The organism is Marimonas arenosa (assembly GCF_030848945.1).
GTDB classification, from domain to species: domain Bacteria; phylum Pseudomonadota; class Alphaproteobacteria; order Rhodobacterales; family Rhodobacteraceae; genus Marimonas; species Marimonas arenosa.
In genome coordinates, this window is the sequence record NZ_JANHAX010000001.1 from 1,042,216 (window position 1) to 1,055,287 (window position 13,072).

A 13,072-nucleotide genomic window follows, 5' to 3' on the forward strand; every position below is an offset into this window, starting at 1 on the left:
AGCATTGAATCATCAAGGGGTTTTCGCACCTGCAGCATTAACCTATCTTTCCTTTAACGAAGCGAAACCGTCCGGAAGGAAAGTGAAAATGGCCTATGCAAACACAGCCCAGAGCACTCACGGTGCCGCTGGCTTTGCAGCCGCCATCGAAGTTCTGACCGAACGCTTCAACCAGTATCGGCTCTACCGCCGCACTCTTGCGGAACTGGCTGAGTTGAGTGATCGCGAGCGCTCCGACCTGGGGTTTTCGCGGCAAAGCCCGCGTGCTGCGGCCTACGAGGCCGTCTACGGAGCGCGCGGATAACATAGAGATCAGAGGCCCCCACCTCCTCCCTGGGGCTGCTGATTTGGCGGTGGAGCCACTCCTCCTCCCTAGGCTCCGCCGCCACAACAATTCGGATTGCGCCGGGGTCTCTCCTCCTCCCTGACCCCGCCGCAAGAATGAGACGGCGGCGCCTACCTCTCCTCCCGGGCGCCGCCGTTTTCTTTTTTGCGCGACCGAATTCCGTCGCAGTAGTCGGTTAAAAAATATCCTTCTAGGATTTTGGCAGGCACCATTGGCACAGCGCGCGGCTTTTTCCGTGACGGAAAAAGGACCGAATTCCGCGACGGAATTCAGCATCGCACACCCCTTTAACCCTGACCCTTTCCGAATCCTTGCGCCACCGCGCGCCAGACGCGCTGCCAGCCAGCCTGCCAGCCAGGCTGCCATACCGGCGCCTTCGACCGTGCGGTGGCGTTAACCTGCGCGGTTGGCCGTTTTCAGAACGGAATGTCGTCGGCGCCGCAAACGAACTTGGCGATCACCTTCTTGGTGCCGGCCTTGTCAAACGCGATCTCCAGCTTGTCGCCCTCGATCCCGATGATTTCGCCATAACCGAACTTCTGATGGAACACCCGTTCGCCCGTCGTGTGACTTGACACAGCGTCCAGGTCGATGACCTGATTTCTGCTTTCTTTCGGCTGACTTACCGGGCGATCCTGAATCCTGCTCTGCATCCGTTTCCAGCCTGGCGAGTTATAGACATTGGCCTCCGCCGCCCGGGTCTCGATGCCTCCCGTGCGTGGCGCTGCCGCGCCATACCCGCCGCCGTAAAGCCCCGGCGGTGTCAGCACCTCGACATGGTCCTCCGGCAATTCGTCGATGAACCGCGACGGCATAGAAGACTGCCACTGCCCGAACACCCTGCGATTGCCCGCAAAGGAAATCGTGCACAGCTCTTCGGCCCGCGTGATGCCCACGTAAGCCAGTCGACGTTCTTCCTCTAAGCCCTTGATTCCATTCTCGTCCATCGAGCGCTGCGAAGGGAACAGCCCGTCCTCCCAGCCCGGCAGGAACACCGCCGGAAACTCCAACCCCTTGGCCGCGTGCAGGGTCATGATGCTGACCTTTTCACCATCGTCACCACTGTCATTGTCCATGATCAGACTGACATGTTCGAGGAACCCCTGCAGGTTCTCGAATTGCTCCAGTGCCTTGACCAGTTCCTTGAGGTTTTCCAGCCGCCCCGGTGAATCAGGGTTCTTGTCGTTCTGCCACATCTCGGTGTAACCGCTCTCGTCGAGGATGATTTCGGCCAGTTCGATATGGCTCAACTCGGGGCTGCCCACCATGCGGCTCCACCGCGCCAGGTTGTCGACAAAGCGTTGCAACTCCGCCGCACCTTTGCCGCCCAAGCCCTTGGCATCCAACAATAACCTGGCCCCGTCGACCAAGGATACCCCGTTCGAGCGCGCCATGGTCTGGATCTTCTTCTGGGCCACGTCGCCCAGCCCCCGCTTGGGCGTATTAACCACCCGCTCGAAGGCCAGGTCGTCCTCGGGGCTGACCACAAGACGGAAATAGGCCATGGCATCGCGGATCTCCATCCGCTCGTAAAACCTTGGGCCCCCGATGACCCGGTACGGCAGACCGATGGTCAGGAACCGGTCCTCGAAGGCCCGCATCTGGTGCGACGCGCGCACCAGGATCGCCATTTCCTCCAATGAAAACGGGCGCATGCCGCGGGTGCCGCCCTGCATCGCCTCTATTTCCTCGCCGATCCATCGGGCCTCTTCCTCGCCGTCCCAATGGCCGATCAGCCGGACCTTTTCGCCAGCGTCCTTCTCGGTCCAGAGCTCCTTGCCGAGCCGCGATTCATTGCCCCGGATCACCCCGCCGGCGGCGCCCAGGATATGTGGGGTCGAGCGGTAGTTCTGTTCCAGCCGCACCACCTTGGCGCCGGGAAAATCCTTCTCAAAGCGCAGGATGTTGCCCACTTCCGCCCCGCGCCAGCCATAGATCGACTGATCGTCGTCGCCAACGCAGCAGATGTTCTTGTGCCTCCCGGCCAGTAGCCGCAGCCACAGATACTGGGCGACGTTGGTGTCCTGGTACTCGTCCACCAGGATATAGCGGAACCTGCGTTGATATTGCTCCAGAACATCCTGATGTTTCTGGAAAATCTCGACCACATGCAGCAGAAGGTCGCCGAAATCCACCGCGTTCAGCTCCCTGAGTCGAACCTGATACTGCGCGTAAAGCTCGGTGCTGCGATGGTTATAGGCTCCGGCCTCTGACGCGGGCACCTTGTCGGGCGTCCAAGCGCGGTTCTTCCAGTGGTCGATGATTCCGGCCAGTTGCCGCGCCGGCCAGCGCTTGTCGTCGATGTTCGCCGCCGCAACCAGTTGTTTCAAAAGCCGTAACTGGTCGTCGGTGTCGAGAATGGTGAAGTTCGATTTCAGCCCGACCAGTTCGGCATGCCGGCGCAGCAGCTTGACGCAGATCGAATGGAACGTGCCCAGCCATGGCATTCCCTCGATCGTCTGCCCCAGCAACCGGCCCACACGCGCCTTCATCTCGCGCGCCGCCTTGTTGGTGAAGGTCACGGCGAGGATTTCGTTTGGACCCGCCTTACCCATGTTCAGCAGGTGCACGATGCGCGTTGTCAGCGCCTTGGTCTTGCCGGTACCGGCCCCGGCCAGCATCAGAACGGGGCCATCCAGCGCCTCGACCGCATCGCGTTGCGCCGGGTTCAACTCATCGAGATAGGGCACCGGTCGCGCTGCCATCGCGCGCGCCGACAGGGATGCCGCCTCGAAAGCCTCGGAGTCGTCGAAACTGCTCATGGCCGCCAAGTTAACCTTTACGCCAACCGAGATAAAGAGATGTTCTCGCCTTGTTCCGCCAAATTCTGTGGACAAACCCGGCCTTGCGACCCTCAATACGCACCATGGACCTGCATTCGAAATATCCCGGCCTCTCCGATCTCAAGGCGCGCGCCCGCAAGCGCATCCCGCATTTCGCCTTCGAATATCTCGACAGCGGCACCGGCGCCGAGGCCACCACCCGGCGCAACCGAGAAAAGCTCGACGAGGTGCTGTTCATGCCCTCGGTGCTGCATGGGATGCAAAACCCGGATCTCAGCATCCGCCTGTTGGGCGAAACGCTGTCGCTGCCCTTTGGCGTGGCGCCGGTCGGCATGTCGGGGCTGATGTGGCCAGGGGCCGAACACCTGCTGGCCCAGATGGCGGCGCGGAAAGGCATCCCCTATTCGCTGTCGACCGTGGCCACGCAATCGCCGGAAGACATGGCCGCCAGCCTGGGCGAGCATGGCTGGTTCCAGCTCTACCCGCCCAAGGACCCCACGATCCTGGCCGACATGCTCGAACGGGTCCGCACCGCCGGGTTCCGCACCATCGCACTGACCGTCGACGTCCCCACGCCGTCGCGACGCGAGCGGCAGACGCGTTCGGGGCTCACCTATCCGCCGATGCTGACGCCACGGATCCTGTGGCAGATCGTCCGCCGCCCGGCCTGGGCGCTGAGCCTTCTGCCCCATGGCCGACCGCGGATGCGGACGCTCGACAAGTACATGCGCGAAGATCGCTCTCTGCCGCCAACCGAACATATCGGCTACATCCTGCGGGCCTCGCCCGACATGGACTACCTCCGACGCCTGCGCGACGGATGGCAGGGAACGCTGATGATCAAGGGCCTGATGGACCCCGAGCAGGCGAAAGTCCTGGAACGGGAAGGGGTTGACGCGATCTGGCTCTCGAACCACGCAGGCCGGCAGTTCGACGGATCGCCGTCCTCGATCGAGATGCTGCCGGCGATGCGCGCGGCCGTGTCGCTGCCGATCATCTTCGACAGCGGCATCGCCGGCGGGCTCGACATATTGCGCGCCCTCGCCCTCGGGGCCGATTTCGTCATGCTGGGCCGCGCCTGGCATTATGCCGTCGGAGCCTTGGGCGCGCGCGGCCCTGACCACCTGGCAGAGGTGCTGGAACGCGATCTCATCTCCAACCTCGGCCAGATCGGAGTCGAGACCCTAACCGACCTGCCAACGCGCCTTGTGCCCCTTCCGGAAGGTTTCGACCGGTGAACCGGCGCAGGGGGTCATGATACTGCCATCGCGTCGCCGCCGGCGCAGAGGATTTTTTCTCCACGGCCAGTGTTTTCGAAAGAAAATGTCGTGTCTGTTCACACCCCGGCCAATTGTTACGGAAATATTGCAGTGCGGCCATGGCGCCACTTGCGCTGCACTGCGGCAGCGGGCTAGCAAAGCGCACGAAATCCACGCGTGACGCATCAGATCGGGGGATGCTGCAAATGCCAGACTTCAAGAAAATCCTTGTCGCCAACAGGGGCGAGATCGCCATCCGCGTGATGCGTGCCGCCAACGAAATGGGCAAACGCACCGTGGCGGTCTTCGCGGAAGAGGACAAACTTAGCCTGCACCGGTTCAAGGCCGACGAGGCTTACCGGATCGGCGAGGGCTTGGGGCCGGTGGCCGCCTATCTGAGCATTGACGAAATCATCCGCGTGGCCAAGGAAAGCGGCGCCGACGCGATCCACCCGGGCTACGGTCTGCTCAGTGAAAACCCCGATTTCGTCGATGCCTGCGTCGCCAACGACATCACCTTCATTGGCCCCAAGGCAGAAACCATGCGCGCGCTAGGCGACAAGGCCAGTGCCCGCCGGGTCGCCATCGAGGCCGGTGTGCCGGTGATCCCGGCGACTGAAGTGCTGGGCGACGACATGGAGGCGATCAAGGCCGAGGCGCGCGAAATCGGCTTCCCGCTAATGCTCAAGGCCAGCTGGGGCGGCGGCGGGCGCGGAATGCGGCCGATCCAGAGCGAAAAAGAGCTGCCCGAAAAAGTGATGGAAGGCCGGCGCGAGGCCGAGGCCGCCTTTGGCAACGGCGAAGGCTATCTGGAAAAGATGATTACCCGCGCGCGCCATGTCGAGGTCCAGATCCTCGGCGACCAGCATGGCGGCATGTATCACCTTTACGAACGCGACTGTTCGATCCAGCGCCGCAACCAGAAGGTCGTCGAACGGGCACCCGCGCCTTACCTGACCGAGCTGCAGCGCACCGAGATCTGCGAGCTCGGTTACAAAATCTGCAAGCACGTTAATTACGAGTGCGCCGGTACGGTTGAATTCCTTATGGATATGGAAACCAATCAGTTTTACTTCATCGAGGTCAACCCCCGCGTCCAGGTTGAACATACCGTGACCGAGGAAGTGACCGGCATCGATATCGTTCGCGCCCAGATCCTGATCGCGGAAGGAAAATCCATCGCCGAGGCCACCGGCAAGCCGGATCAGGATCACGTGACGCTCAACGGCCATGCCCTGCAATGCCGCGTGACCACCGAAGATCCGCAGAACAATTTCATCCCCGACTATGGCCGCATCACCGCCTATCGCTCGGCCACCGGCATGGGCATCCGGCTGGATGGCGGCACCGCCTATTCCGGCGGCGTGATCACCCGCTACTATGACTCGCTTCTGACCAAGATCACCGCCTGGGCCCCGACCCCGGAAATGGCCATCGCCCGGATGGACCGCGCCCTGCGCGAGTTCCGTATCCGCGGTGTTTCGACCAACATCGCCTTCGTCGAGAACCTTCTGAAACACCCGACCTTCCTCTCGAACGAATACACCACCACGTTCATCGACGAGACGCCGGAGCTTTTCCAGTTCAGGAAGCGCCGTGACCGCGGCACCAAGGTGCTGACCTATATCGCCGACATCACGGTCAACGGGCATCCTGAAACCCAGGGAAGGCCCAAGCCGCCCGCCGATCTGAGGGCCCCGAAACCGCCCAAGGCCGAGGCCGACCCGGCGCCGGGGACCAAGCAACTGCTTGACCAGAACGGCCCGCAGGCAGTGGCCGACTGGATGAAGGCCCAGAAACAACTCCTGATGACCGACACCACCATGCGCGACGGACACCAGTCGCTTCTGGCCACGCGCATGCGCTCGATCGACATGATCAAGGTCGCGCCCACCTACGCCGCCAACCTGCCGCAGCTTTTCAGTGTCGAATGCTGGGGCGGCGCCACCTTCGACGTGGCTTACCGCTTCCTGCAAGAATGCCCTTGGCAGCGCCTGCGCGACCTGCGCAAGGCCATGCCGAACCTGCTGACGCAGATGTTGCTCAGGGCGTCGAACGGCGTCGGCTACACCAACTATCCTGACAACGTGGTGCAGGAGTTCGTCCGCCAGGCGGCGGAAACCGGCATCGACGTGTTCCGCGTCTTCGACAGCCTCAATTGGGTCGAGAACATGCGCGTTGCCATGGACGCAGTTGTCGAGAACAACAAGATCTGCGAAGCAGCGATCTGCTATACGGGCGATATCCTCGACCCCGACCGCGCCAAGTACGACCTGAAATACTATGTCAACATGGCCAAAGAGCTCGAGGCCGCCGGCGCCCATGTTCTGGGGCTCAAGGACATGGCGGGGCTTCTGAAACCCGCCGCCGCCAGCGTGCTGTTCAAAACCCTGAAGGAAGAAATCGGCTTGCCGATCCACTTCCATACCCACGACACCAGCGGTATCGCCGGCGCGACGATCCTCGCCGCCGCCGACGCCGGCGTTGATGCGGTCGACGCCGCGATAGACGCGTTTTCAGGGGGCACAAGCCAGGCCTGCCTCGGCTCGATCGTCGAAGCGCTCGACCACACCGAGCGTGCCACCGGGCTCGACATCGCCGCCATTCGTGACATCTCGCATTACTGGGAGGGCGTGCGCGCGCAGTACACCGCCTTCGAGGCCGGCCTGCAGGCCCCGGCCTCCGAGGTCTACCTGCACGAAATGCCGGGCGGGCAGTTCACCAACCTAAAGGCCCAGGCGCGCTCGCTGGGCCTGGAAGAGCGCTGGCCCGAGGTCGCTCGCACCTATGCCGACGTCAACCAAATGTTCGGTGATATCGTCAAGGTGACGCCATCTTCGAAAGTTGTGGGCGACATGGCGCTGATGATGGTCAGCCAAGGCCTGACCCGCGCCGATGTGGAAAACCCGGGCACCGACGTGTCCTTCCCCGACTCCGTCATCGACATGATGCGCGGCAATCTCGGCCAACCGCCGGGCGGCTTCCCGGCGGGGATCGTCAAGAAGGTGCTGAAGGACGAAAAACCCAACACCGAGCGCCCCGGCAAACACCTCGACCCGGTCGATCTCGAAGCCGTGCGCGCGCAGGTCATCAAGGAGCTGGAAGGCTTCAAGATCGATGACGAGGACCTCAACGGCTACCTGATGTATCCCAAGGTGTTCCTCGATTACATGGGCCGCCACCGCACGTATGGCCCGGTCCGGACCCTGCCCACCCGGACCTTTTTTTACGGCATGGAACCGGGCGAGGAGATCAGTGCCGAGATCGATCCGGGCAAGATCCTCGAAATCCGGCTTCAGGCGGTGGGCGAAACCAACGAGGATGGCGAGGTCAAGGTGTTCTTCGAACTCAACGGCCAGCCGCGCGTGATCCGGGTACCCAACCGTCTGGTCAAATCGCAAACCGCCCAGCGCCCCAAGGCCGAAGATGGCAACGCCAACCACATTGGCGCGCCGATGCCCGGCGTGGTGGCCTCAGTCGCCGTGACGGCCGGTCAGCAGGTGCATGAAGGCGACCTGCTGTTGACCATTGAGGCGATGAAGATGGAAACCGGCATCCACGCCGAGCGTGACGCCGTGGTCAAGGCCGTGCACGCCCACCCCGGCGGCCAGATCGACGCCAAGGATCTGCTGGTCGAGTTCACAGACGAATAGTTCGGCTCAAATCGCCGAACGCCCGGCGATAAGCCGTTATTCTCGGCTTTCCCCACCCCACACGCGCCCATGGATCAAATCCGGGGCGCGCGGGGGTGGGAGGCGGACGCCACCCCGGGCGTGCACCCGGTGCCTTCGCCTGATCTTGCCTTGCGCCGGGCCTTACGGCGCGGCCGCCGCACGGCGCGCGCGAAGTCTCATAACGATCCCTACGATCAGCATCACAAGGCCCACCACCGCCATCCCCCATTTCAGCGTGGTCCACCGGTTGGCCGTGACCACCATCTCGGGCGTCAGCCCCTCGGCCCCGGCGCGCAGCATCGCGGCCACGGCAATGTTTTCATAGATATCCGTCGCAACATAGAAGAGCGACACCGCGCCGATCACCACCCCCGGCCATCCGGGATAGAGCCAGCGATACCCCAAGAACAGCACCGCCCCCAGAAGCACCGGGAATATCCAGTCGAGCCAAAGCTGGAGCCCGAGATAGGTCGCCGCCCCCTCCTCGCCCAGCGCCGCCAAAAAGGCCTGTGCTTCGTCGAAGGAATAGCCGGTGAACCGCATGTCGAAAATGCGCAGCCCTCCGCTTATCTCTTCGATAGTCGGGACCGTCCAGAGGTTCATGGCCAGCCAGACCGCCATCATGCCGGCCAGAAGGAACCAGAAAATCCTAGGCATTCAGCAACCCTCCCTTGCCCAGTTTGCGCCGCTGCAGCTACGTTTCCGCAATCCGCGGGTTCGACACCCAGCACAGCCATGCCAGCCGGATCGACGCCTTTGCATTTAAATACCCGGCGGCAAGGAACCCGGCCAGGCTAATCCGAAAGGTCACAAATGCCCGTACTCACCGTAACCCCACTCTATGCCGGCGTTCTAGCACTGCTGCTCGTCGCCCTCAGCCTCAATGTTATCCGTGCCCGGTTATCGGCACGGGTCTCGGTCGGTGACGGCGGCGACAAAGGCGTGATCAAATCCATGCGCGCCCAGGCCAATTGCGCCGAATACGCCCCGATGGGCCTGATCCTGCTGGCTCTGACCGAATTGCAGGGCGCGCCGAACTGGACACTGCACCTGCTGGGCAGCACCCTGCTTCTGGGTCGGCTGATGCATGCCTATGGCTTTGGCCGCACGCCACAGATCGTTCCCGTGCGGCAATTGGGCATGGTGCTCACCTTCGCGATGCTGATCGTTGCGGCGCTCGCCAATATCGGGCATGCGGTGATCTAGCCCCCCGGCCAAGAAAAACCGCCGACGCGTGATTTTTCCCTTGCAGCCCCCGGTCAGATTTCATATCTCCCCGCTACCCAAGGACGCGGGCGTAGCTCAGGGGTAGAGCATTACCTTGCCAAGGTAAGGGTCGTGAGTTCGAATCTCATCGCCCGCTCCAATAAAACCAGCCACTTACGGGCTGGAGGGTACTTCTTCAGAATCACAAATTCCAGCCAAGAATCACACTAGCTGCGTGTGAGTCGTGACTTCAGTGCTGTCCTAGAATAGGTAAAAAGCTGACAACGCTGCTCGGCAAGGTGATCGAAGCAAGCTTCGTCATAGGAACAAAGCCTTCAGCTTTGCCCTAAAGGCTCTACCCCTGAGCTACGCCCGTCCGATGGGAACGAACCGTGTCTGAACCTCACTCATAACAATGCAAACGAGAAAGAAATTATCTCGTAAAAAAACCAAGAACACACATCTCAAAACTCATTCCCTTAGCGGGAAGGTGCTTCGTATCGATTGGGATGATCTTGCTCAGATCGAATGACGGCTTCGTCCGCACAACGGTCGTTCATCACACCCGCAGCTAACGTCCTCACAGAGCCCGAAGCGGACATCATTTGGGACCTTTCAAAAATTGCGAAAGATCGCCAAGCTGAAGGGGTTCCGGTTTGCCGGGACCCCTTCAAGCTGTCTCAGAAAATGAAGTCGTTGGCGTCGAGATTGGCGATATTGACGTTGAGAAGCGTGATGGTGTTGCCCGCCAGATCGTCGATCACCACGTCGGCGCCGACCTGGGTCATGTGGCTGCCCGCGAGATCGGCGAAATTGGCGATCGTGGCGACGCCGCTGAGGTCGATCTTCTCGGCGTCGTTGGTGGCGGCGAAATCGGTGATCACGTCGTTGCCGAAACCGCCGCCGGCGTCGGAAAACACGAACCGGTCGGCGTTGAGCCCGCCGCTCAGGGTGTCGTCGCCGGTATAGCCGGTCAGCGTGTCGAACCCGCTGCCGCCGCTCAGCGAATCGTCGGCATGGCCGCCGTTGAGAATGTCGTCGCCGGGGCCGCCGTAGAGCGTGTCCTGGCCGCGCTGGCCCAGCAGGCTGTCATCGCCCTTGCCGCCGAGGATCTCGTCGAAGCCGTTGCCGCCCAGTGCAGTGTCGTTGCCGTCGAAACCGGAGAGGTAGTCGTCCTCGTTGTCGCCGCGCAGCGAGTCGTTGCCCTCGCCGCCATAGAGCGAGTCGAGCCCGGCGCCGCCGTTGAGGCTGTCATCGCCCTCGAAGCCCTCGAGCACGTTGTCGCCGACATTGCCGGTCAGCAGGTTGGCCAGGCCGTTGCCGCGGCCGTTGATATCGTCGGCGCCGAGCAGGGTCAGGTTCTCGAGATTGTCGCCGAGGATGTAGCGCACCGTCGACCGCACCTCATCGGTGCCCTCGCCGGGGTTCTCGACGATCTGAAGCGCGGCGCTATCGGTGATGTAGGTGTCGTTGCCGGCGCCGCCGCGGACCTCGCCACTGACAGAGCCGCCGCGGTTGTCAAAACTGTCGTCGCCGGCTCCAAGCGCTACACTGCCAATGATTTCACCGGAATTAACCAATGTTTCGGTACCATCGCTACCTGCGACCCCGCCCAGATATCCCGAAATCGTGCCTGTATTGGTGATGAATACCGTCTGAGCCGAGGAGGTTAACCCTGTTAGATCGATACCGTAGGACTGCGACGACATGATCAGCCCGTGGTTGGTTAACGATGTTTGATCCACCAAGCCACTCATGACAACGCCACCGGCTATAGTCGCGGAAATGGTCCCGGAGTTGACCACCGTGTTGCCGATGGTTTGGATTCCTACACCCGCACTTGCAACATCACCGCCATAGGTCCCCTGTCCGCCAGCGCTGATAGTACCAGTGTTTACCAGAGTGCCCGAGCCTCCACTGTATCCAAATAGAACACCGCCACCCGTACTGGAAAGCGTGCCCGAATTTGTGATGTCATTACCCGAGCCGCCGACAACTACAGCCCAGCCAGCGCCAGCGTGGCTAATTTCGCCAAGATTACTTATTGTGCTGTCCGCTCCGGAATAAACTGTAAATTGAGGGCTGCCATTGGGGCTGTTACTGATAATTCCGGTCAATCCGTTGATAATGTCGTTTCCCGTACCGGTTAGGTTGAGAGCATTATTTGCAGCAAGAACCGTGCCAAAATTACTGAATACGACATTGTTGACGCTAGAGTTGGAAAACACAGCGATTGAATCACTGGAAGCGATCGTTGTTCCGGGAGCAACAATAAAGTCGTCGCCGGTAGACGTATACTGGAATTGGTAACCAGTCCCAACAAGGTCTGTAGTCTGGATGGTCGTGGTCATGCTGCATATCCCCCATATGGCTGCATTTGATTCGAGGTTTCGTTCAAAAGGCTACCCGAAAACGGACTTGCCCCCAAAGGAGCTCGTGAACCGGACTTCGCAACTACGGATGCTGCAACGCCGCTAACGGGTCTTTTTTGGTCATCTGGCAGGGGGAGGGACCAAGAAAAGACCGGCACAAAGGTCGGCTTCGTCCGCATTGCTGCTCTTGGGCCAGACCGCAGCGAACGTCAGGTTGGAGCCAAACGCGGGCGAAGTTGTTCAAGCGTAGATTTGGCCACCCAGGTATTTCGATCCATTGTCGCAGCCTAAGGTCACGATCCGTTTCCCAGGACCCAGTTCACGTGCCAGTTCTATTGCCGCGACAACATTCAAGCCAGTGGAGCCGCCACAAAAAATACCAGCCCCGCTTGCCAGCCTGCGGCACATGTCGAATGCCATTTCCTGGTCTATTGCGCGGATGTCACCGACCTTCGCCCTATCGAGAAATGGCGGCTCGAAACCAACGCCGATGCCCTCGACGCGATGTGCACCACCTTTTCCGGTGGTGAGAAATGGTGACTGTAGGGGTTCAAGCGCCACAACATTTGGGGATACTCCTTCCTTTGACAATCCGTCAGCTGTCCCCATCAGGGCCGCTCCAGTGCCTACAGCCGAAACCAGAACATCGATTTCGCGGCCTAAATCGGCAGCGATTTCGCTACCCATTGGTTCATACCCTGCGCGAACGTCGGGTGATCCAAATTGATCGGCATAGAAGCTACCGGGTTCTTCAGCCAAGGCGAAAGCGCGCGCCTTCATACGTCGGATCAGGTCAGGCGTAATGGTTCCATCCACGCTTTTCTCGACCAGCACCTCCGCGCCGAATGCTTTCATCGCTTTGCGTTTGCTTTCGGAAAAGGCGTCAGAGAACACAGCTGTGAACCTCAGCCCGAGTACTGCAGATACGAATGCCAATGCTGTTCCTGTGCTGCCTCCCGTGTATTCCACGACCCGGTCGCCAACGTTCAACTCGCCTCTCTCCATTGCGCGGCACAGAACCGAAACCGCCATTCTGTCCTTGTAAGACCCGGTTGGATTGCCACCTTCAAGTTTGATCCAGAGTTCTGCGCCGCCATCCGGCTCGAACGCTTTCAGTCTGACCAAGGGTGTGCGGCCTACCGCTCCTAGAGCATTTTCCGAACGCACTTCACTTTCCTCCGTCTCGGCAAGCACAACGTGACTCTGCCAATTTGGTTCGAAGTTATCAACAACCAGGATTGGGCCAAGGGGCGACGACCGAAAAGTCCGCATTGCAGTCGTTGCCGCGTGATAGGCCAATGATCGCTTCCAGGCTCTAAGCTGGCTTTCCGACGCTCCGCAAAGCTTCATGTCTTGGGACATTGCACAACAAGAAAAACCCATGAATTTGGCATTCTCAAAGCGGTTCAGGTACCTAACCCCATGAATATGC

8 protein-coding genes and 1 tRNA gene are annotated in these 13,072 nt (G+C 60.8%); 5 read left to right on the plus strand and 4 right to left on the minus strand.

Features of this window, described 5'->3' with window-relative positions:
* Positions 1-88 precede the first annotated feature (88 nt).
* Positions 89-304, plus strand: a complete 216-nt coding sequence (locus NO357_RS05125) for a DUF1127 domain-containing protein (RefSeq protein WP_306734531.1) — start codon at positions 89-91, stop codon at positions 302-304.
* Positions 305-762: 458 nt separating this feature from the next.
* Here NO357_RS05125 and NO357_RS05130 read toward each other — a convergent pair whose 3' ends face one another.
* On the minus strand, positions 763-3,108 hold the full coding sequence (locus NO357_RS05130; RefSeq protein ID WP_306734532.1) for an ATP-dependent helicase: 2,346 nt from the start codon (positions 3,106-3,108) through the stop codon (positions 763-765).
* A 104-nt stretch (positions 3,109-3,212) separates the two neighbouring features.
* Between NO357_RS05130 and NO357_RS05135 the strand changes: the two genes are divergently transcribed.
* Positions 3,213-4,367 carry an alpha-hydroxy acid oxidase gene (locus NO357_RS05135; protein ID WP_306734533.1) on the plus strand — a complete coding sequence of 385 codons (1,155 nt, stop codon included), beginning with the start codon at positions 3,213-3,215 and terminating at the stop codon, positions 4,365-4,367.
* 227 nt (positions 4,368-4,594) lie between these two features.
* On the plus strand, positions 4,595-8,041 hold the full coding sequence (locus tag NO357_RS05140) for a pyruvate carboxylase (protein ID WP_306734534.1): 3,447 nt from the start codon (positions 4,595-4,597) through the stop codon (positions 8,039-8,041).
* Between the two features lie 162 nt (positions 8,042-8,203).
* On the opposite strand, the gene NO357_RS05145 is transcribed toward NO357_RS05140, so the two are convergent.
* Positions 8,204-8,719 carry a hypothetical protein gene (locus NO357_RS05145; RefSeq protein ID WP_306734535.1) on the minus strand — a complete coding sequence of 172 codons (516 nt, stop codon included), beginning with the start codon at positions 8,717-8,719 and terminating at the stop codon, positions 8,204-8,206.
* A gap of 156 nt (positions 8,720-8,875) precedes the next feature.
* Between NO357_RS05145 and NO357_RS05150 the strand changes: the two genes are divergently transcribed.
* Both NO357_RS05150 and NO357_RS05155 read left to right on the plus strand, forming a co-directional pair.
* Positions 8,876-9,268, plus strand: coding sequence for an MAPEG family protein (locus NO357_RS05150; protein ID WP_306734536.1), 393 nt, complete (start codon positions 8,876-8,878; stop codon positions 9,266-9,268).
* An 85-nt stretch (positions 9,269-9,353) separates the two neighbouring features.
* Positions 9,354-9,428 (plus strand) — tRNA-Gly (locus NO357_RS05155).
* Positions 9,429-9,948: 520 nt separating this feature from the next.
* Here NO357_RS05155 and NO357_RS05160 read toward each other — a convergent pair.
* Both NO357_RS05160 and NO357_RS05165 read right to left on the minus strand, forming a co-directional pair.
* Positions 9,949-11,025 (minus strand): calcium-binding protein, encoded by a 1,077-nt coding sequence (locus NO357_RS05160; RefSeq protein WP_306734537.1) that lies wholly within the window; start codon positions 11,023-11,025, stop codon positions 9,949-9,951.
* 855 nt (positions 11,026-11,880) lie between these two features.
* Positions 11,881-12,834 carry a PLP-dependent cysteine synthase family protein gene (locus NO357_RS05165; RefSeq protein WP_306734538.1) on the minus strand — a complete coding sequence of 318 codons (954 nt, stop codon included), beginning with the start codon at positions 12,832-12,834 and terminating at the stop codon, positions 11,881-11,883.
* Positions 12,835-13,072: the final 238 nt, after the last annotated feature.

Excerpts from the sequence above, each read along its gene's own strand:
- NO357_RS05135 (WP_306734533.1), top strand. The coding sequence starts at position 3,213 with ATGGACCTGCATTCGAAATATCCCGGCCTCTCCGATCTCAAGGCGCGC.
- NO357_RS05140 (WP_306734534.1), top strand. The coding sequence starts at position 4,595 with ATGCCAGACTTCAAGAAAATCCTTGTCGCCAACAGGGGCGAGATCGCC.
- NO357_RS05130 (WP_306734532.1), bottom strand. The coding sequence starts at position 3,108 with ATGAGCAGTTTCGACGACTCCGAGGCTTTCGAGGCGGCATCCCTGTCG.
- NO357_RS05160 (WP_306734537.1), bottom strand. The coding sequence starts at position 11,025 with ATGAGTGGCTTGGTGGATCAAACATCGTTAACCAACCACGGGCTGATC.
- NO357_RS05125 (WP_306734531.1), top strand. The coding sequence starts at position 89 with ATGGCCTATGCAAACACAGCCCAGAGCACTCACGGTGCCGCTGGCTTT.
- NO357_RS05145 (WP_306734535.1), bottom strand. The coding sequence starts at position 8,719 with ATGCCTAGGATTTTCTGGTTCCTTCTGGCCGGCATGATGGCGGTCTGG.
- NO357_RS05150 (WP_306734536.1), top strand. The coding sequence starts at position 8,876 with ATGCCCGTACTCACCGTAACCCCACTCTATGCCGGCGTTCTAGCACTG.